The 21,508-nt window shown below is 33.3% G+C and carries 16 protein-coding genes and 2 tRNA genes; 2 read left to right on the top strand and 16 right to left on the bottom strand.

Features of this window, described 5'->3' with window-relative positions:
• The first annotated feature begins 4 nt into the window (after window positions 1–4).
• Both FEZ18_RS12115 and FEZ18_RS12120 read left to right on the top strand, forming a co-directional pair.
• Window positions 5–92 (top strand) — tRNA-Ser (locus tag FEZ18_RS12115).
• Between the two features lie 60 nt (window positions 93–152).
• Window positions 153–227, top strand: a tRNA-Pro gene (locus FEZ18_RS12120).
• 136 nt (window positions 228–363) lie between these two features.
• Here the strand turns inward: FEZ18_RS12120 and FEZ18_RS12125 are convergent.
• The 16 genes from FEZ18_RS12125 to FEZ18_RS12200 form a co-directional block, all read right to left on the bottom strand.
• Window positions 364–1,464, bottom strand: a complete 1,101-nt coding sequence (locus FEZ18_RS12125; protein WP_153268559.1) for a hypothetical protein — start codon at window positions 1,462–1,464, stop codon at window positions 364–366.
• 200 nt (window positions 1,465–1,664) lie between these two features.
• Entirely contained in the window at window positions 1,665–2,864 is a 1,200-nt protein-coding gene (locus FEZ18_RS12130; RefSeq protein ID WP_153268560.1) for a zinc-dependent peptidase, read from the bottom strand.
• Between the two features lie 11 nt (window positions 2,865–2,875).
• Complete coding sequence (locus FEZ18_RS12135) at window positions 2,876–4,537, bottom strand: DUF6493 family protein (RefSeq protein WP_153268561.1); 1,662 nt, start codon at window positions 4,535–4,537, stop codon at window positions 2,876–2,878.
• 12 nt (window positions 4,538–4,549) lie between these two features.
• Entirely contained in the window at window positions 4,550–4,846 is a 297-nt protein-coding gene (locus FEZ18_RS12140; protein ID WP_153268562.1) for a hypothetical protein, read from the bottom strand.
• 157 nt (window positions 4,847–5,003) lie between these two features.
• A complete protein-coding gene (locus tag FEZ18_RS12145) occupies window positions 5,004–5,387 on the bottom strand; it encodes a hypothetical protein (protein WP_153268563.1) in 384 nt (127 codons plus the stop codon).
• 196 nt (window positions 5,388–5,583) lie between these two features.
• Window positions 5,584–6,129: a hypothetical protein gene (locus tag FEZ18_RS12150; RefSeq protein ID WP_153268564.1), complete on the bottom strand. Its 546-nt coding sequence runs from the start codon at window positions 6,127–6,129 to the stop codon at window positions 5,584–5,586.
• Between the two features lie 85 nt (window positions 6,130–6,214).
• Window positions 6,215–6,925 (bottom strand): hypothetical protein, encoded by a 711-nt coding sequence (locus tag FEZ18_RS12155; RefSeq protein ID WP_153268565.1) that lies wholly within the window; start codon window positions 6,923–6,925, stop codon window positions 6,215–6,217.
• A 53-nt stretch (window positions 6,926–6,978) separates the two neighbouring features.
• Window positions 6,979–7,194: a hypothetical protein gene (locus FEZ18_RS12160; protein ID WP_153268566.1), complete on the bottom strand. Its 216-nt coding sequence runs from the start codon at window positions 7,192–7,194 to the stop codon at window positions 6,979–6,981.
• A gap of 78 nt (window positions 7,195–7,272) precedes the next feature.
• Window positions 7,273–7,824 carry a hypothetical protein gene (locus FEZ18_RS12165; RefSeq protein ID WP_153268567.1) on the bottom strand — a complete coding sequence of 184 codons (552 nt, stop codon included), beginning with the start codon at window positions 7,822–7,824 and terminating at the stop codon, window positions 7,273–7,275.
• A 24-nt stretch (window positions 7,825–7,848) separates the two neighbouring features.
• Window positions 7,849–8,751, bottom strand: a complete 903-nt coding sequence (locus FEZ18_RS12170) for a hypothetical protein (protein ID WP_153268568.1) — start codon at window positions 8,749–8,751, stop codon at window positions 7,849–7,851.
• Between the two features lie 297 nt (window positions 8,752–9,048).
• The gene (locus tag FEZ18_RS12175) at window positions 9,049–9,462 is read right to left on the bottom strand and encodes a DUF6326 family protein (RefSeq protein WP_153268569.1); all 414 of its coding nucleotides are present in this window, start codon (window positions 9,460–9,462) and stop codon (window positions 9,049–9,051) included.
• 1,156 nt (window positions 9,463–10,618) lie between these two features.
• Entirely contained in the window at window positions 10,619–13,573 is a 2,955-nt protein-coding gene (locus tag FEZ18_RS12180; protein WP_153268570.1) for a response regulator, read from the bottom strand.
• Window positions 13,574–14,046: 473 nt separating this feature from the next.
• Window positions 14,047–15,633 carry a hypothetical protein gene (locus tag FEZ18_RS12185; protein WP_153268571.1) on the bottom strand — a complete coding sequence of 529 codons (1,587 nt, stop codon included), beginning with the start codon at window positions 15,631–15,633 and terminating at the stop codon, window positions 14,047–14,049.
• An 18-nt stretch (window positions 15,634–15,651) separates the two neighbouring features.
• Window positions 15,652–16,299: a collagen-like protein gene (locus FEZ18_RS12190; protein ID WP_153268572.1), complete on the bottom strand. Its 648-nt coding sequence runs from the start codon at window positions 16,297–16,299 to the stop codon at window positions 15,652–15,654.
• A 717-nt stretch (window positions 16,300–17,016) separates the two neighbouring features.
• Window positions 17,017–18,339 (bottom strand): TolC family protein, encoded by a 1,323-nt coding sequence (locus FEZ18_RS12195; RefSeq protein WP_317164440.1) that lies wholly within the window; start codon window positions 18,337–18,339, stop codon window positions 17,017–17,019.
• Window positions 18,323–21,505, bottom strand: coding sequence for an efflux RND transporter permease subunit (locus FEZ18_RS12200; protein WP_153268573.1), 3,183 nt, complete (start codon window positions 21,503–21,505; stop codon window positions 18,323–18,325). The genes FEZ18_RS12195 and FEZ18_RS12200 overlap by 17 nt, the downstream gene beginning before the upstream one ends.
• Window positions 21,506–21,508 lie beyond the last annotated feature (3 nt).

The raw sequence follows: 21,508 nt of genomic DNA on the forward strand, positions 1-21,508 counted from the left end.
AAGAGGAGAGGTGCCTGAGTGGCCGAAAGGAGCGGTTTGCTAAATCGTCGTACCCCAAAAGGGTACCCGGGGTTCGAATCCCCGTCTCTCCGCAATATTAGATAACCAGCTAAGTTTTTTTGTAAAAAAAATCACATAGTAAATTACATTTTCGGGGTGTAGCGTAGCCCGGTTATCGCGCCGCGTTTGGGACGCGGAGGTCGCAGGTTCGAATCCTGCCACCCCGACTAAAAAGCTGAATATTTTACGATGTTCAGCTTTTTTATTTTACAAAACACAGATCAAGTCAAAAATTACGGTTGGAGATACAGAAAATGGTAAAGTACAATGTGCGCCATGCGTCGTGTTGAGGATTATATGTTGTTAAAAACGATCTCCATTCAATTCATACAAATGTTTGTTGCTTTTCCACCATTTTTTCAATAATTCAAGGGTTATATATGTTTTGTTATAATTGATTAATAGCTCTGGTTTATTTCTAAAAATATTAGATAGTGCTGCTTCTGCAATACGGCCAACTGTTGTGTTGCCGTAATCGTCTGCCGGCAAATCTAAACTGCGGTCATCATTTAGATAATCCATTAAAATGGGTACTATTTTAATAGAATTGCATTGTCCTAAATCTTCAATTAAATTTCTAATACCCCTGGGGTTGTAATACGTATCGTTATAGGTAGCAACCATTTTTACCTTGACTTTTTCTAGGTGTGGTGGGTGGTAATCTATATCATAATATTGAATAGAATGGTTTATTATAAGTGATTCATCTTTATTGCCAATTAGCTGGTTAATAAAATCTTGCTTACTTTTTATGGTTTCTTCAATAGATATGTTTTGTTGTTTAGCATAATCCCAACTATGGTGTTTGTAAACGATAACTCCGTTTGTGAACTTGGATTTTGTAATATGTGGAATCGCATTTAATTTTTGATGCGGATACAGAAAATCTCCTAAATATCTATTATCATAAATGCCGTAATAGGCTTGACCATCAATTATGGCGAAAACAGGATTTGAACCTTGACCAGTGCCTTTATATGTAGAGCCAAACACTTGTACTTCGCCTTTTTCATTGAGCAGAAAATCGATAACAAATGGGTCATAATTTTCTGTTTTAGACCCCATAAAAGCGACTTGAATAAGTACTTCTATACCATCATTATTATTAAACACATTTTTTGAAATATGAATAACACGTGTTTTGTTTTTATCTAGAATTCTTCCTTTTGGGGCTGTGTAATAATCTTCATAATCGACTATTTGTTGCAAAGGAATAGTGGTTTTTTGGGAAGCTTGCTGTATTTCAATTTCATTTTTTGTAAAATTTAAATTAAATGAAGCGTCTTCATTTTCGGGCATCATTATAAACGCTCCGTAATTTTTCTGAATATTATTTTCTAACATTTTATTGTTATTATTACAATTTGAAAAAGTGAAAAGTAAACCTAGCAGTAGTAGTTTCATTTTATGTATTACAATTTTATTTCGAACGATTTTCTCTACTCTGAGACGTTCACATTGTTTTCTTTTGAATTATTTAGTACGTTATAAAAATAACCTACATGGCATTTTCTGATTAACCAAGACCTGGCAGATACTGTGTTAAAATCCTAATTGTTTTACTTTGTTATCTTTATCATATACAAAGTTTATCTCATTAAATTTCAAATTTTTAAAACACTCATTTTTGAAAAGAAAGCTAATTTAGCGTACTCTAAAGTATTGGCTTTTTTATTCTTTTTGGGCGTATAACCATATATTCTAATTAAAGAATCATGAATAGTTGGCAATTGTTGTTGTAATAGTTCTGGGTCTTTAAAAAAGGTTTCGTTGCAAACTGCAAAAAATTCTAGTACGTTTTTAAAAGCATAAGGGTTTAAGAGTGATTGTTTTTGTTTTTCTTGCTCGAAGGCTGTTGTCCAAATTTCACTAAATTTTCTAGATACGCTAGGCACACCGTTTAGTCCGCCATTTGTAAAATCTATAACATGTGCCATTTCGTGTACAATCAAGTCTGTATCATTTTGAAAATCTTTTATGATAGATTGCCACGATAAATGCAAAGACACTTGATTAGGGTCTTTAAGCATTGGTAAAAATTTATTTAAAATGTTTAATTGATTTTTTATTTGGTTGCATCCTACAGTTACCACGTCTGTTACCGATTTTAATCTATGATCTGTTTCTAAAATTTTTGGTAAAACTTCCGTAATAAATACTTCTATTTTTTGTTTTAATTCTTTTGTTTTTTGTGCAATTCTATCTTGAAAATGAGTTTGTTGTTTGTTAATAATAGCTTCAATATATTTTAAATCATCTATCCAATTATTGTGCGTTTTTTTTATAAATGTTTCGTTAAATTCAGATAGCATTAAAATTAATGATGCTTCTGGGGTTTTATAAGTTTCATTTAAAAGGTCGATTAAGTTATAGATGGTATGGATTGGTTTTAAAAGCATATTTACACCTTGGCAAACCACTAATCCGCTTTCATTTAATACTTTACGTAATTTAAACGTTGGATATATTACAATTGAAGAAATAATATTAAGAGAAACGACCTCATTGTAAATAAACATTTTTCCTATAGAGTAGGATAGATATAACCTGTGATAAACGCCTAAAACACTACCGTTAGAGGTAATCATAGGAACAGTGTTTTCAATTTTTTCTGTTATTTTTTGAAGGTTTTGTTTTTCTAAATCACTTAAATTTTGGTAATAATTTTGTCTTGCCACAAATTTCCAAAGCCATTTTTTTTCATCTTCAGTTGGTGCGATATAATCTTTTGGCAATTTGGTTAACCAGCAGTTTTTATAAAGGTCTTTCTCTGATGAGAATTCTATAATAGTATCTAATATCATAATCTAAAAAATTAAAAGCATTGCCAATAAAAGGATAACGGGTTGTTATGGTTTCTGTTTTTTAGTAAATATCCTATTCCCGAGTCTCCAAACATAAAGGGTAAATTATCGTTTGAAGCTAGCTGAAAGAGTAAGTGCTCATTATCCGATTTTAGAGTATTGGTAAACTCAGAACTTTGCAACCAATGCGGATAACCAAATAATTTATCGTTGGCATTTGTGGTTCCAATATTGTTGGCCATCATATAATCATAAATAGCATCAGGAACTTGTAATTCAATACCCATTTTATAATAATCTTCACGGTGCGGATAATCTATAAATTCTATAAATTGTGTAATTCGTTTTTCAGGAAAAATAGGTTCCTTATCTGGACTATCTATTACGGAATTACCTGTAATTTCCAGCTTTCTGAAAATACTAGTGGTTAAATTTTTTGATGTTAATTTAGATTCGCATTGAGTATTTGGGTTGGTACAAAAGTATAATTGAATGAGTCCGTTTTCTGTATTTTCAGGCAGGTCTTCAAGATTTAATTGTACTAATAGTTGAAGGTGTTTTCCGCAATTAGAGCATTTAGGGTAATCGTTTTCTGGTGTGAGATACGGTAAACCTCCAAATTTTGAATGTATTGAATGTTCTGCCTTTACCGTTTCTGTTAAAGGAATGTATGCCTTTTTGCTATGCTTATTTAAGCTTGTAATGGCTTGTAGAATTTCGCATTTTACTTCATTAGTTGTAAAACCTTTAAAAACGGGCAGTTTGTTGTTGTGTATTACTTTCTTAGCCTCTAAATATTCGTCAATAACATAGCGCAATTCTGGCAAAAAGACTTCTTTAAATGTTTTCGCATCTATTTCTGGTTGCAAAAAAGCAGTTTGTATGATTTCTAAATTTTTTGCTTGATATCTTAAAACCAGTTCTTCTTCTATCTGTTTTAGTTCTTCTTTGGTTGGTTTTAATTTTGCAAATAATTTATAAAACCAATGTCGTGTATTCACTTTTAAATTTTTTAAAGGTGTAAACATACAAGTGGTTAAAAGTTTAACCCTGTCTAGTTCTATTGTTTCGTATAGTTTATAGATAATTTTAACCCAACTGTCTATATCTATATAATACGCTTTGTACCTAGACCTGCTTTGTGCGTCTTCAAAATAGTTTTCGGCTTCTTCTGTAAATAACAAATAGATGTGTTGTTTCACAAATTTTGGATAGTTACTTAATAGTGAAACAATTGTGCTTTCAAACGTATCTTTTGGATTTATTTCGTACAATTCATCTAAATGAATGAGTTTTTTAAGGATTAATTTATCTTTAAAAACGTAGTTGTAACTGTTAATTAAATCTGCAATAGTTTCAAATTGAATTGCATTTAGATTTTTTAAATAGCCATCAATATAGTCTTGAAACCATTTTGGGCGGTATTTTTGGTATTGTTTTTCAGCAAAATAATACTCTGGTAGGGTTTTAAAAATGGATAGGTAATCTTTTAATGAAAACGCCATTAATCCGCAAAGTGCTAATTGTTGTTTTTGGAATGCCGTATGGTTTCTTCCTGCTAATTCTAATATACAAGGTTTTAAATCTTGTTGTTGCGTAGCTGATAACTGAACAAATTTTTCAATTAGGTCTTCGCTAGCTTTATGTAGATTTCTAAATTGGGAAGGTGTCATTTTGCTGTACGATTATTTCATGTCAATATTCATTTTTGGCATCAATAACTCAGATAAGCTATAAGGGTCTATAAGTAACCAAAGTAATGGTGTTAAAAATAATACCCAAACAATTAGCGCTAAAATTTGGTTTGAGGGCTGTTTTTTTAAAATTGATATGAGAAACAAAACCATTAAGTAATAACCAAAAAGAATACTAGTAGGCACTGCAACTAATGTAATTAGTGATTGCAACATGACCAAAACAATTGTTGCTACAAGTAATAGAACTACTATTATTATTGTGCTGACTTTTAAGAATTTAATCATTTGTTTTTGTTATTTTGTTAAGTTCTTAACGAGTACTGTTGCTTTTTTAGGGTCTGTTTTTAAAAACTTAATGGGTATTAAACTTTGCAGTTTTAATGCTTCAAAAATGGTGTTATCATTTGCGTAAAAACTATTATTATAGGTGTTGTTTTTATATTTATAAGTATAGATTATATTGCTCAATCCAATCTTTTCTATAGCCCGCATTTCCAACGGTTCCAACCGTTTCATAATAAGAGGCGTCTTCTATTTCTTTATTGGTAATGGTTGCTTTTATGTAATGGCCATATTTTTTGGTCATAGCTTGCTCATAATAGTGCATAAAACTGGATGGCACCGTAAATAAAACACCAAAAAGAGGTAAGGCTACAACAAAGGCTCCAACAACATATAGTATGATAGATTTTTCGTGTACAAAATTAAAATAGATTATAGCCACACCAATAAGAATGAATAGTGAGGCTATTAGTAGTATTCCACTATTTTTTAGCAAAGCTATTCTGAAAAAATTAAATTTATCTGTAAGTCTAATATTTTGCATTTATAGATTGTCTTTTTTAATATGTAGGGTCTGGTCGTAAACAGACTATTTTTACAATTTGAATTATTTTTGATGCCGTGTTTATCTACTTTTTGTGAGTTGATGCTCTATCATCAGATGATTAAAAACAAATGGAAAGGGTGCAAAAAGAAACAAAATTAATGTTGCTATGTTTAGGTCCAGACACTATTTAGGTTCAGTCCACTTCAATATTTTCGTAAACCATAGTAAGAACGGCATCTGGATAAAGTGTGTCCACGCCATCTACAAAAGTTATATGCCCTTGAAAAAACACGTCTTGGGTAGATTGGTATTGCCAATTGTTATCTACTAGATTAAAAACCGCGGTTTCTTGTGAAGTATTATGGGTAAATCGCAATGTAAAAGAAGTGTTAGTGGTAGCCGTAACTACGCCGTTTACCGTTAAAGGGGCACATTGTAAATCTGAATAAAATCCGGTAGAATTATTATAGGTTTGAGATATGATTTGGGCATTCCATACAAATGAAAAATCTGGTTTTATTTCCAAAGTAATGTCCTCACATGTAAAATGCGGCGTAAGTTCGGAATTGCTTCCTATATAACCTCCACTTCTAAGGTTGGTGTCGCTTTTTACAGAAGTTACTTTGTACATTCCAATGATATTGGCGTTTAATGGGGCTTGGTCGTCATCGTTATTATTACAGTTAGTTAAACATAAACTTAATAAAACGAGAAGAAGTAGGTGGGCTTTTTTTTGCATGGTATTAATTTTATTTTTGGGATTATACATGAACGAATCTACAAATTATATATTTAAAAAAGTATCACTCACTTATGTGGTACTATTATTTAGTTAGACCATTTTTAAAATCTCCCAAGACGAATCTTGTTTTGGTTTTTAATAAGTGTTTAAACTCTTGTTTTGGCTTTAGCCTTAATCCTAATTGTAAGTGTTTGTGATGGTTAAAACCCATATATTGTTGTCCGACAAACCGAATGAGTACCTCTCCTTTTTTAGAATCATATTTTAAAACTGTAAAACCAGACCGTTTAAATTTGGCATAATTTAACTCATTTATTGCTTTTATAAGCGCTGTAATTGAATTTAATTTTGAAAAATCTGTATTAGTCTCGCTTTGTATCTGTTTAATCCACTTGTCCTGTTTTAATGCCTTTAGAATACTTTTCTTTGTAAAAACATCTGTTAAATAAACGTCTTTGTTGGTATTTAGGTTAATGGTTTTAATTGCTACTATACTTCCTGGAACTCCACAGCCAAGAATTCCACCTTCTGAGGCCTCGTAACTGTAATAATTACCAACTAATGAGAGCGGAGAATAATTAAATGAGTAATCATGAGGGCATTCATCCGAGTCTTCAATTTCTTTTAGTTTTTCTAAATCTTTTTTGGCGTTATAAATTTCTGTGCCTTTGAATATTGCTGACGATTTATAAATTTTAAATCCATCTTTTTGATACAGTAAATTGTTCTCTTGACTGATTGCTTTTCCGCCAATAATAAACAGTAGTACTAATACATATTGGGTAATTTTCATTTGAACGTTTTAATGGTTTATTTCTTTTTAAATTGACGATAATTTATACCAGCTTATTCTTTAAACAGTGTTGCTTTTATCTCAATATTTGAGTAAATTTCTAAAGGTTTTTTTACGTCTTGCACGTAGCTGAGAAAAGAAAGTGTAATAATATCTCCGACCCTCAATTGGGCATATTCAATATTTTTTATGGTATTATCCTCTTTAAGAGCTTTTTTAAAGTCTGCTAAGAGCTTATTGCTTAAGGGATTTAAATTTTTTGCAAACATGGGTGTTGAAATTGTGATTAGAAAAAAAGTAAAAATGCTTCTAGTGTCCGTACTTTTTTAAAACGACCGTTTTTGTTGTTATTTTTTAAGTTCGTCTATTATTTTACGACAATGAGTAACCAGTCTATTTCCCACTTCTGAATTAGTAGCCGTAGTTACATCTTTTTCTTTTTTTTCATTGTCTAGCCATAGATATAAATTTTCATTATTGAAATAATATCTGTTTTCGGTTATTTCTGTTTTTTGCGGGTCAAAAACCTCATCGTCATCTAACATTTCTATGGAGTCCTTTTTGGTCCAATAGATTGGCCGATTGTATTTAAACGCCTGCTCGAATGCAAAGATTAGTTTATCATTATAAAAATAATATTCAATCATTTTCTTTCCAGTTTCACCAAACCAAACGACTTGAATTAATTTTAAGTTAGAGCGGTTATAAAAAGCTGTTGCTATTCCACCCTCAGCAGATTCGCCCCAAATATCAATCTTTGTGGAATCTAACGTCCCTAAATTGGTCCTGATATTATTGTATTTTAATCTGATATCTTGGGTTAGGGAATCATTATTTTGAGCTAAAATTGAATTAGAAATCAAAAAGAGAATAAGAAATATGTTAAGTGTTCTAGTCATTTTTTAGATTATTTCATGTTGTTTTTAACACATTGCACTCCAATATTCGGCAGTTTTCAAAAAATTTAAAAATGAAACTTTTTTAGGACTTGAGCCTTTCGTTTTAATATAGAATATTCCTTTTTCTCGATTCCATCCTAAAACTAACGACTCGTGCTTTATTTTTGTGTACAAATCATATTTGCATTTTAATTCCTTGAGATATTTTATCAGCTCAACTTTATTTTTAAAGTAATTTTTATCGTTAACCGATTCGTTAATTAGTTTCATATCTTGATTTGAAATTTCATCAAATCGACTATTCAACAAATGGTTTAGTGTTTCTTCATCTTGTAAATCTTTAACTATGTTATAAATAAGTGTAGGGTAATGGCTAATGCTTGAGTAACCCAATGCTTCAGAATACCCAAATTCAATATTTTTTTTGCTTTTAATATGTAATCCAAACGGAATCATTTTTATCGAGACTTTCGTATCTGTTCCGGTTTTTGGAATTTCAATATCGAGATAAAATGTGGCATGATGCGTTGTGTTTTCTATTTTTTTTGAAAAAAAACCATCAGACTCAAAATCAAATGGAAAAATTTTATTCAAACTTTTACTTGAAGTTATATTTTTTCGCCAAGAGCAGTTCCAACTATTTTTATCGACAAATACATAAGCATCAGAGTTTGTTTTATAAGCAGCTATGGTGCTTTCACAAGTACAACCGCAAGTGGGATAAGTGCCTGAAACTTTTAAATATCCATTTTTAGAATCGTCGATTATTTCATCATAATCAACTTTTCCATCTCCATCAGAATCTTCAAACATTGCATAGCAATTTTGTGCTCTTTCCCAAAGTGCTTCACTTAATGTTTTATTTTCTTGTCCATAAACATGAAATGAAATGAATAGAATTATAATTAGTTTTATTTTTTTCTTCATTATGCTGTTAGGTTTAAAATACTAAGGTTTATATATTTCCGTAAGATTAAAATTGGTAGAATACATGTTTAACTATTGATTCTAACGAACTAATAAACAGAAATGCCTTAATTTACAAAATAGCTCCTTTAATTCTTAACAATGGTTTCAAATAAGCAAGATAACATTTTAAAAAATGTTCAAAGTTCTTTATTTTAAAAGGATTAAGAACATCATAATATGTGTAACTAGATATTAGTGATTAAATTAAAGTCATCCTGCTATTCGAGCTGTCTTGTTTCTTACTGTTGTACACATCTAGTATTGTTTGATATGTTTTGGCCATTTAAAGGCGTACCATACAATTAAAAATGTAAGAATGCTTTCTAAAAATGCTAGAAAGACGTAAAAGCTATACCATTCCGTCATTGAATTGATTCCTATAAATACCATCATTAGGGTAAAGAACAAACCAAATATGATGTTGAGAATTCGGTTTAATTTTGGTTTAAGTAGAACTGATGCAGCAACCATTACGGAAGAGATTGCTAAAATTATTGAGGCTATTAAAATTTTGGTTGGACTGTCTAGAATATTTTTACCAGTAAGTAAACTGTCTATTTTTCCTGGTGTGTAAAGTTCGAAATAGTCTCCATACAAATAGCAAAAGGTTACAGATGCCCATAAAGCCGCTAGTTTGATTTTGATGTTTACTTTTGGATTTTCTAACATATTTCTTTGGTTTATTTGGTTATTAAATTCAACGTGTTCTTTATAAAGCCGTATTTTTTACAAATGGTTGCCTAGAGATTTGGAAGCCTTCAAGTCACCTACATTACCTGTTATCCAAACCAAATAGAATGCTGCAAAATCCTGCAGTAGGTTTAAAATATTCCCGACAAATATCTTGGTCAATTTTTGGTATGTCCGCAAGTGCGCGAACGTATGTAAACAAAACATCAAAATAACGTCGTTTTTTGAGAATTCATCATTTTTATTTTTTAGACGAATTCATCATTTTATTTTTTTATTTGACGGTTTTCATCTGCTTTTGTTACAAATGATGGCTAGTAAACTAATTAATTTGTTTAGAATTTGATTTAAAACTGTTAACAACAACTTTGCAAAAGGTGTTTTTAGATTAAGTTTTGATGCAATTTTGCTTAACTGTAGATTATGGAACGTGATCGACTTGAAAGTTTATTGAATTTAATGAGGAACAAATTTTTTTCGTTTTTCCCTGTATTGAGTTTTAACTTCAGCTAGTCCCATATCTGTGGTCGTTCAATTCCAATTGTTATTAAATAACTCAATATTTGCCCTGTGTGAACAGATTTCTCTCGATTCTCAAGTTTTTCAGATTCGATTCTTTAAGTTCATTTATCATACTTAAAAATTACGCTAGATATTTCATGGGGAAATCGAGTTCCTTTTTCAAATTAGGGTGTTTTAATGCTTTTCAAGGCGATTGATAATCCCCTAAATTTCCTTAATTCTCAATTATTTTATGGAAAAGATGCTCGCCTTCTAAAACAGGCTTAATCGTTTCTGTAAACGTAAAAGTATTTTCGTCAGGCTTCCAATTCATATAGTTATTGGGAATTCCATTCTATAATTATGTACTGCGTCTTCTAATTTCAGAAATATTTAATATGATAATTTCTATTGAAGTCATTAATTTTAGATTTTTTTACGAGTTACTTTTATTTGGTTTTTCTTCAATTGAACTCTTAGGGTTGAAAAGATTTATTCCTAACACATTGAAAAACAGCACAAAAATTTTGAAAGGCTATAAATTGATGCTTTAAGTAAATAAAGAGGTTTGCAGATTTACACAAAAGCTCTTGCCACAACTAACATAGCTTGAATCTCACAATAAAGCCTTCTGTTAAAAGGCGTAATCAGACGGGGAACAACCAAAATATTGCTTGAAGCAGGTTGAGAAATATGCGGGTTGATTAAATCCAACCGTGTATGCGATTTCTGAGATGTTTACACCGCCATCTTTTAGGAGTTTGGCTGCAAGTTTAAGCCGTTGTATCCTGATAAATTCTGTGGTTGAAAATCCGGTAAGGGCTTTTAGTTTTCGGTGTAAATGCATTCGACTTAACCCAATTTGGTCGGAAAACACTTGTGCTCCAAAATTTGGATCCGTTAGTTGGTCGTCAAGCAGGCTCTGAATTCTATTGAGTAACTTGGAGTCAATCGGTGTGAGTTCCATGTCTTGAGGTTTAAGAAAGACTTGCTGGCTAAATTTATCCTGAATAGTGGCTCTAGATGCTATCAGCTTTTCAATAATCACTCTTAGTTTTTCTTCCTTAAAAGGTTTTATCATATAAGCATCGGCACCAGTTTTAAGCCCAAGTAATTCATCTTCTTCTGCCGATTTTGCCGTTAGCAGCACTATAGGAATATGGGAGGTGCGCTCATCAGCTTTTAAGGTATTACTTAAGTAAATTCCGTCTTTAACAGGCATCATAATATCAGAGATAATTAAATCTGGAATGGTCTCAAGCGCCTTATCTATTCCTTCTTTTCCATTTTTAGCTTGTAGAATACGATAATCATTTTTTAGTAATGATTTTATAAAAAGTCTAATTTCTTCGTTGTCATCAACAATTAATAATAGCGGAAGGGATTCGCCTGTTGTGTGTGCTATATCCTCGGGTTCTAGTATGAGTTCCGTATTAAGTTCTGTTTCTGTTTTTTCCAATAGATTAGTTGTCAAGATGAAGTCTTCCTTTGCAAAGACATCCTTCGAAATAGGCAAGGTTACCCTAAATCTCACAGTTCCTGTGCTGGGCTTATCTGCTTTTACTTTTCCATGGGATAGAAGGGATAATTCTTTTACCAAAGACAATCCAATACCAAATCCTTCGTTTACCGAGTTATTTTGATAGAAACGATCGAACAGTGTGGGGAGCTCTTTTTCGGTTAAGCTCGAGTTTTCGTTGGTAACACTGATGCAAACCTTGGCGTTTACCATTTCTGCTCTAAAATCAATGTGCCCGTTTTGCTCACTATATTTAAGTGCATTGGAAAGGAGGTTGCTCACAATTTTTTCTACTAGATCACGATCAAACCAGGCTTCTTCAGCAACATTAATGGCACTGTTAAAAGTCAAGCCTTTTCGTGTAGATTGATAGCTAAAGGGCTCTACAAGATGCTCAAGAAACAAATTCAAATTTCCTTTGGATATTTTTAGTTTTCTTCGTCCAGCCTCGATTTTAGACAAGTCTAATAGTTGATTTACAAGATTTAATAGTCTATTGGCATTTCTGTCTATTAAATTTAGGTCGGTTTTATCTTCGGGAGTCAATCCCTTTTTAGAAAGTTGGTGTGCCACGGGACCAGAAATAAGAGTGAGTGGGGTACGGAATTCATGAGAGATATTGGCGAAAAACCTGGATTTAGCAGATTCTAACTGTCGCAGTTTGTCGTTGGTTTTTTGCTTGTTTCTAAAAAGGATATAAAGTGCAATTAGAGCAATGCCCAAAATTAGAATGCCCACAATAAAAAGCGTTTTCTCATTTTCGGATTTTTGCTTTTTCAATTCGGCTTGTGCGGTTAGTAACTGTATTTCTTGTTCTTTTTTTTCTGTTTGATATTTTTTTTCAAGTTCTTCTACCACCAAACGGTTTTGATACCTTTTAATACTATCCTCTAAAACGTCTTTTTTTTCATAGGTTTTAAGAGCTGTTTCAAAATCGTTTAATGCGGTATATGCCTTTATTAAGCCTTTGTGTGCTTCCAAAATATTGAGTCCTTCTGCTTTATTGTTTTCAAGGCCACTACTAATTTGAATCGTTTTTTTATAATGAGCGATGGCCTTTGGATAATCTTTCTTTGCACTATAAAGATTACCTAAAGCAGTATAATTGGTAGCCAAAAAAGTAATTCTCTTAGAGTTTTCGGAAAGGCTATTGCTTTTTAAAAGATATTTTTCAGCTTCTTCAATATTTTCTTTTAAATAGCAGTTGCCTAATCTCATATATATTTCCGCAAGCATATTTTCATCTTTATAGGCCTCGTAAAAATCTTTAGCTTTTAATAAGTATTGTATGGAAGTTTTGCAATTACCCTGAAGCGCGTAATGTATGCCCAAAGCAGCTTCTCCATAATGCACGCCTTCTTGATGCCCTAGTTTTTGGTACACATCAATACTTTTTTTCAAGTATTTAACAGCAAGCGAATCTTTAAATTCTGAGTAGATGAGACCTATGTTTGAGTAGGCCGCAGCCAAGGATTTATCTAAACTATTATTTGTAGTGTAAATAGAATCTGTTTTTAGATAATAAGATAATGCTTCAGGATATTGTGTGAATTGAAAACTCCGATTACCAAGTGCCACATATATAGAGGATAGCAGCCGCCAGTCGTCTGTGTCTTTTGCATTTGCTAAAGCCTTATTGATGAATTTTAGCGATAAGGAATCTTTTCTCCAAATATCATAGATAATCGATATTTTTTTATAATTATCAGCCATAAAGGCTTTATTGCCTAGCGTTTCAGCTATATTAGCTGCTGTTTCTATATGGAGTAGTGCACTATCAAGATTGCCTTTGGCAAAATAGTATCTACCACTCTGGGAGTTATAAAAATAATTACCTTTAGTATAAGAATACTGCTTTGAAATTTGTCCGATTTTTTTACGGTAACGATCTGCTGAATCTAAAGATGTGTATAAATACGACTCAAAAAGCGCCTTTGAAATACTTACGGTTTTGGCTACGTCCTTTTCATCATTAAGAAGCCGCTTCAACGAATCTATTTGCGAAGTTTCTTGGCTAAAAGCGAAGTAAGGTACTAATAAACTTAAAAAAAGATAAAGTCGATTTTTCATATTAGATAAATCTTACTTAAGTAAGATACAAAATTTTCACTTTTAAAAAGCATGATAAGTAACTTGTGTTTTGAATCTTGTTTACACTGGGCTATTGAAAATCTCTTAACCACCAAGATCTTTAATGGCTACTATTAAGTGAATTCATTCTTTTGCAGCGTGACTAAAAATGTTCCCAAGACAAGCCGTATAAATTTTTAACTATTCCAGATTTTCTAAGCTTGTGTTTTATCAAACTCAAATGAGTTTTTATTTATTGAATTCGACATCGGAACAAAGGACGTAAGACTCTCGATTGATGAAAATTCGATTCATCGATTAATCCCAAATAATAAACTATTATCACAAGTATTTTAATCTTGTGTTCTAAGTCATAAAATCCTAAGTCCTGTGTCCTGCATATCGAAATTTAGTTTCCAAAATATTCGTGGTAGAACCATAAATGTTTTTGTAGTTGTCTTGTGTTCTTGAGCTTATCGCTTCGCAACGAAGGTTTTTTTCTTATCTGTAAATCTGTGTAATACATTGTGTTTAGTACCTTTCTTATAATAGTCTCCAACAAATTTTCCTCCTTTAAATGCTTCAATATGTATAGCGTTCAAGTTCCAATTGTCTCCACCTGTTCCTCCCTTAAACGTGGTTTGGAGTACTACTCTAGAGATCTCAGAAATATTGACGATGTTGGTATTAAGGGTAATATCAACCGAGTTTACACTTTTATCTTGCCAGCGCGTTCCTTTATTTACATTCTTTATAACCTGTTGTTTCCCGTTCTTATAATGAATCACAATATTCAGGTTGTCGTTGCCTCCCCTTAAATCATCATCTCCGGTACGTATCCAAAATCGTAATTTATCGATTTTCTTTCTGCTTAAAGGGATTCGTTTACCGGCATTTCCCGCTGTTCTGTGATTGGATGGCTTACGAGTTAATATGGGTGGATTGGCATTTATAAGAGCCTTATAACTTTTGTCTTTTCCTGTAAAACGCTTTAAAGGTGCTCCTCGTTTGTCGTATATCTGTTTGTTCACAAGGTGTCCCCTGGCATTGATTCGTAAAGCATTTAAATTAAAATTGTCATTTCCCGATACGGTATTTAACTGAACTGATTTTATTCTATTCAAAGCTACGGGAGATTTTAGCGGAATGGTGATATACTGCGAATAGTTGTCTATCCATTTATTTCCCTTGTTAATGTTATATACTCTTTGTGTAGCGGCACCATGATAGTTAATGCTAAGGTTTAAGTTATCATTACCTCCGCGCAAATCATCTTTCCCAACAGCAAATTCAAATACAAGCTCATGTATTTTTTTGTCCTTTGGATAATCTCGAAGTGATATGCGCACTGGTGTTTTAACGCTATAGTTTTTATCCACAAAATAGGTTCGCCATCTTTTTTTTGGATTTTCCAGGTAGTAAAATGTCTCTTCCTTAAAGTTTGGAACCATGGTTTTTGTTTTTCCATTAAAATTGGGGTCGTAAACATAAATTCTCATTTTACGTTTATAATTCCCATTGGAAATATCTTGCGGTGTACCAAAGTCGTAACCAATTGCCAATACTTGATGGTTGCCTGGATCGGAATCTTTTTCGCCCACACTTTGCATTCCCAAGGGAACTGGAACGCCCCGATCTATGTAAGCTCGTAATTCGTTTATTCTGCTACCGGTCTTGTTTTCTATTCCCCAGTTGAAGAACTCACTATTGCGAACTCCATCTGGGTTAAAACCAATCTCGCCCCACTTATCGAGGTTTGAAGTCAGCGAAGTTACTTGGCGGTCATACAAATATTTCTGCAAGGGACTGCCCTCGGTAGGTCTATAGGCCGTTTTAGGTATCGATCTTCCGCGTGTGTTGTAATAATCCAAGGCTGAATATACCATGCCTCCGCATAATCCTCCTGTCCTCCAGTCTAGGGCGTCTATAAAAATGTTCTTGAAGGTATTATCAAACTTGAAACCATGTTGTTTTGGCTCAAAAGCGGTCATTTTTTTAGTTTGTCCTATACCTTGGAATCCCCATAGTATTAATGTGCCTAATAAAATTAAATTTTTCATCTGATTTGCGTTTAGTTATTAATCTGGAATATTATAAAATGCTTTTACAGCTTCGTAGTTGCTATAATCCAATGGCGATTTTTCGTTGGCCTTGTTCGAAGATGATTTTCCGCCAGCGTTTATATTTCCAGGAATTATAACATAACGAAGTCTATTGTAGGTAATCCCGTCATACTGTCCATAAGTATCCCGTATTTCAAAATCTCGATCGTACCTTCTGATGGTTATCCATACATCGCCAGAGCCGCCTCTAATATTCATGGACCTAGAAATAATTAATGCCCCAGTACTTGAGCTATATGTATTCCATGGCACTAGAAAAGTAGAACCGTTATTGGTAATCCAATAAAATAAAATGACGCCATCATCATAATTCTTACCAAACTCTGGGTTTTTAACAACCATTCGCTTAGCTCTTGGTGTATCAAACTCATTCCACACCGGATAGAACCAATCGGAATAAATAACATTAGCATTTCCATCTTGCCCGTCTGTTCCGTCGGCTCCATCTTGTCCGTCTGTTCCATCTTTTCCATCTACACCATTAATCCCATCTTTTCCTGGTTCGCCTTGTGGACCAACGGCTCCATCATCGGCTGAGCATCCTGCTAATCCAATTAATAAAACGAATAATAATAGTTTTGAAATTCCTTTTAATTTTTTCATAATAGTTGATTTAATATTAATAAATTATTGATGTTTGGGGAATTCTGAACTATTGAATAATCACATTCAAGAAATAAAGTATTCAAAGAACAAAACAAAAGTAGATCGGTTGGCCTAAGCTCTTTTTTTGATATGTAACAAAGACTTTCGTATATGTAACATGAGTGAGTTTAGCATTTAAAAGATAATCTTGCTAGGGAAGATCATTAGGGAGGTTACCTTAGGTCTAATGAGATATATAAAATAAGAGCAATTGGTAGTGTTTTTTGGTTACCTAGGCACCGTTTCTATTATCAAACTGAGCTTATTTACCATGACTCCCAGTGGTATTGTAATCTGTTGTACTTATTTTAAAGAGGGATTCGGTGTTATCGTGATTAAACACATTAGAGTCTACATCCATTAAATAGGATTTACCCCTAACCATTTATAATTTATTAGAAAAAAGAAGGGTATGTTGACAATTTTGCTTGTAGAAATGTCTTACAGCTAATAGTCCTTCAACGCTGGTTTTGGTTAAGTATGATCTTCTATAATTTTTAAAGAGGATGACAAATCCAAAATAATTTGATTCGTAAGTTTCTCTTACTTCATGACTTTCAACTACGACCTTTGTGGATGTTAAAATTAAAGGAACGCCTAGCGTAAATACACTTTCCTTAGTCTATGAGTGGGCAAGTGTTCTACCGAATCTAAACAAGTTACGCCGCTATTTAACTAATATTCCACATTTAATAAATCTCCTGTTAATTGCAATAATTCCAGCTCGATTAATTTGGCATTGAATTTTTCGTTATTTAGTGCCGTTTGTGCGTTTAACAGATTTATTTGTGCTTGACGAAATTCTATTGAAGTGACCTGCCCCAATTTATAACGTTCTTGAGTTCTATCGAAATTATTTTGATTGGTAAGTACATTTTTTTCCTGTGCTTGTATCACAAATAAGGCATTTTGAAACGATTCAAATGTATTATTAAGGGTGTTTTCAATGGTTTCTATATGTTGTGTTTTTAAAATCTCTTGGTTTTCCAAAGCAATTTTAGCATTGGCTACTCGAGTTTTAGTACTGCCTCCATCAAAAATATTCCAAGATAAATTTATGCCTGCATTCAATCCAGATGAATTAGAGCCTGCTAAAAAGGATGTTGCCGGATTGTCGCTTTTATTCCAACCATAAGACCCAGATAAACTGGCTGTTGGTAAATAACCTGCTTTATTTGCTTTTATGTTAAATTCGCTAATTGCAATGTTTTTTTTGTTCTGCTGAAGGATGACATTGTTTTCTTTTGCTTTTTCAAGTAAGGCTTCATAAGACATAAGCGTTATAAATTCAACATCGGTTTCAACCGAATAATCAATATTTTTTTGAACACCTAAAATAATATTCAAGTCTCTTTTTGAGTTAGCAAACAATTGTCTTGAATTAATAAGACTGATGCTATCGTTATTAACATCTACTTCTGCATTGAGCAGTTCTAATCTGTCCGATTGACCGTATTCGTATTGATATTGCGCTCTTTTTAATCTTTGTTTTGAAATCTTCAATGCCTCTTGAAGGTTCTTGGTGTTTTCTGATAATCTGGCAATTTGAAAATACACACTAAATAACTGCAAGTACATATTTTCTATGGTTTCCCTGGCTTGTAATTCTGATAAATTATACGTTTCCTTTAATTGCTTGTAATTGTATTTTCTCCCCAAACCATCAAAAATGGTATAATTTACATTAACCGACGCATTATAGGTTTTGGTTACAGCACCGTTTACATTGGTAATAGTGCCATCTTGTCTTTCAATTTCTTGGTTACTATTATTGTAGTTGGCCCCAGCGTTGGTGGATAGCGTTGGCAAATGTCTAGAATTGTATATGCTGGAGTTGTTTTTTGCTATCGCCAAGTTATTGTTAGCAATTTTTACACCGTAATTATTTTCTAAAGCAATTTGTAATGCTTCTTTTTTAGTCAATATAGTTTGAGCATTAGCTTGTATTGCAACTAAAACAAGCAGTGCGGTTATTATGTTTTTAATGTAAATCATCATGTTTGTATTTTGATTCAATAATGGCTCTTTCTACTTCTTCTTTGGTGATATTTTTACCTGTCATCATCCACTTAATAAATACTTTAAACGTATTCGAAACAGAGAGTAAAAGAGGTAGCATGACTAAAGTTAAAACTGTGGCAATGGCCATCCCGTAAGAAATAGAAACCGCCATGGGCTTTAAAAATTGTGCTTGCCTGCTGCCTTCCAGCAATAAAGGGGCTAATCCAGCAATTGTGGTTAAGGTTGTTAAAAAGATGGCTCTAAAACGGGATTTTCCTGCTCGTACCAAAGCTTCATTGTATGGCATGCCTTCTTTTAGGTAGCTGTTAAACTTGCCTATTAACACCAGACCATCGTTAACCATAATCCCTACTAATGCGATAATGCCTAACCACGATAAGATATTAATTTGGAAACCATGAGCCCAATGGCCAAAAGCAACCCCAATTAAGCTAAACGGAATCATCATCATTAACAATAATGGCTGACTATAGGTTCTGAATGTGAAAGCGATTATCATATAAATGAGTATTAAAATAATGGGCCCCACTAACTTTAAAGACGTTAAGGTTTTTTGAGCCTCTCTATTTTGTCCTTCGTAAACTGCAGAAACCGTGGGGTATTTAGAGAGTATTTCGGGCATAATTCTAGATTTAATATCATCTAAAACATCGGTTGCACTGTCGTCTAGAGATTTTAAATCTGCCGTTACTTGTATTTCGCGGCGGCCTTCTAAATGATTGATGGCCACATCGCCACGTTCAATTTTATAGGTTGCAATTTCAGAAAAAGGCACTTTGTTTCCCGATGAGGTGTTTATCCACATATCATCTAAATCTTTTATAGACGACCTGTCTTCACGGTTATATCTTACCCAAACTCTAATTTCATCCTGCCCGCGCTGAAAACGTTGTGCTTGAAATCCAAAGAAACCAGAACGCACTTGAGCCATGACACTCTGTAGGTTTAATCCTAAAATATATGCTTTATCCTTAAGTTGAATTTGAATTTCCTTAATACCCGCTGGGTCATTATCAGAAATGTCTTTTAGTATGGGATTAAGACTCAATTCAGATTTCAGTTCCTCTTTTACAGCCTTAAGCTCTGAGATGTTATTGCCTAGTAATGATACAGCAACAGGACTGCCTCCAAAATTTCCTCCAGAACCAAACACCAGACTTTCCACACCGTAAATTTTTCCCGTTAAATCACGAATTTTATTAGTGACTTCTTGTGAAGCTAAATCACCTCTTAATTCTCCTGGTAATAAGTTAACTGTCAAGGTAGCGTTCGATGTTCCTGGGCCAATACGTTTAATAACATTTTGAACTACCGATTCTCCGTTAAATTGTTTTGTGTCATATTGGTTATTCACGATCCAAACCTTTTCTTCAATGCTTGAAATGATAGAATCTGTAATATTCTCATTAGTGCCTTGTGGCATTTTAAGGTTTATGGACACTCTATCGCTGGCAATTCTTGGGAAAAATGAGGTGCCTACAATACCGCCACCAATGGCGCCAATACTAAAAATAAGTAGGGCTATCGGGATGGCAAACCCGAGGAACTTATGCTTTAAAAAGAAGCGTAAATAAGGCACATAAACCGCATCTCTAAATTTAACCAAATAAGAATCGGCAGCTTTGTTTATTTTGGTTAGAAGAGCACTTATTTTGCTAGGGCTTTTGTTCTCTCGTTGCAAGGCTTTAGAGTGTGCGATGTGCGCTGGTAAAATGATTAAGGCTTCAATCATGGAAACCAATAAGGTTAAGATAACAATGGTTGACACTTCACTAAAAAACTCGCCCATTCTTCCGTCTAGAAAGAAGAATGTTGAAAAGGCAATCATGGTCGTTAATAATGCTGATACCACAGGTGGCAACACTTCAATAGTACCGTCAATAGCCGCTCTAATTGGAGATTTTCCTTTTTCGTAATGCTGATAGATATTCTCACCAATTACAATACTATCATCTACTAAAATCCCGATAACGATTATCATTCCGAAGAGCGATAGTACATTAATAGTAACGCCCACTTGTGCGGCAATAATAAACATACCAAAAAATGAAATTGGTAGACCAAAAGCCACCCAAAATGCTAAGCGTGCGTTTAAGAATAGGGCTAGAAAAAACAGCACAAGACTAATACCCATAATGGCGTTTTTAACCAATAACTCGGTACGCTGATTTAAGGTTATTGAAGAATCGCTAGAAACATCTAAGGTAACATTATCATATTGCTGATTAAATTTGTTAATGTAAGCTTTAATAGCATCTGCAGAGGCTATTAAGTCTTCGTTGTTTGTGTTGCTAACTGTTATGTTAATAGCTTCCTTACCATTAAAAAAGATGCGGTCTGGGGTTTCAGACCACGTGTCTTTTACATCGGCAACATCGCCTAACCTGATGATGTTTCCGTTAGGCTCAGCTCTCACAATAATATTGTACATTTCGTTGCCGTAGTAAGCCCTGTTTCTTGCTCTAATAAGATAATCTTCTTCACTGGTTTTTATATTGCCACCCGTAATTAAAATGTTGGTTCTGCTCACGGCATTGGCAACATCTTGAAATGATAGATTATAGGCTCTTAAATCGTTTTCACGTACAGAAATGGCAATTTCTTCAGCAGGGAAACCAGAAATTTCAACTTGGGAAATGCCGTTAATTCCTCTTAAATCATTTTCAATTTCTCTAGCATATTGCTTTAAGGTTACCAGTGGAATATTTTCGCCACTTAAAGTAAAACTAATGGTGGGTCTTATGGTTTCTACTTTTGCAATAATTGGAGGTTCCATTCCTGTTGGAAACGACGGTACTCGGTCTACAGCGTTTTTAACATCGGCCAAAACCACATCAATGTTTTTACCTTTTTCTGTTTCTATACTTATTGTTGCAGCGTTTTCTTGAGAAACAGAGGTGACACGTTCTATGCCAACAATGCCTTTAAGGTTGTCTTCAATTTTAAAAACAACGCCTTCTTCCATTTCAGATGGCGAGGCTCCAGGATAAATTAGGTTTATTCTAATTAATTTTGAATCGGTTAAGGGGAAAAAAGAAGATTTAATAGTGCTTACCCCAATGGCTCCAAATATGATGAATGCCAAAATTAACACATTAACGGCAACCGGAAATTTTATAAAATAGCTTAGTAACTTTCTCATCGG

Origin of the sequence: Oceanihabitans sp. IOP_32 (genome assembly GCF_009498295.1) — a bacterium.
Lineage (GTDB): Bacteria > Bacteroidota > Bacteroidia > Flavobacteriales > Flavobacteriaceae > Wocania > Wocania indica.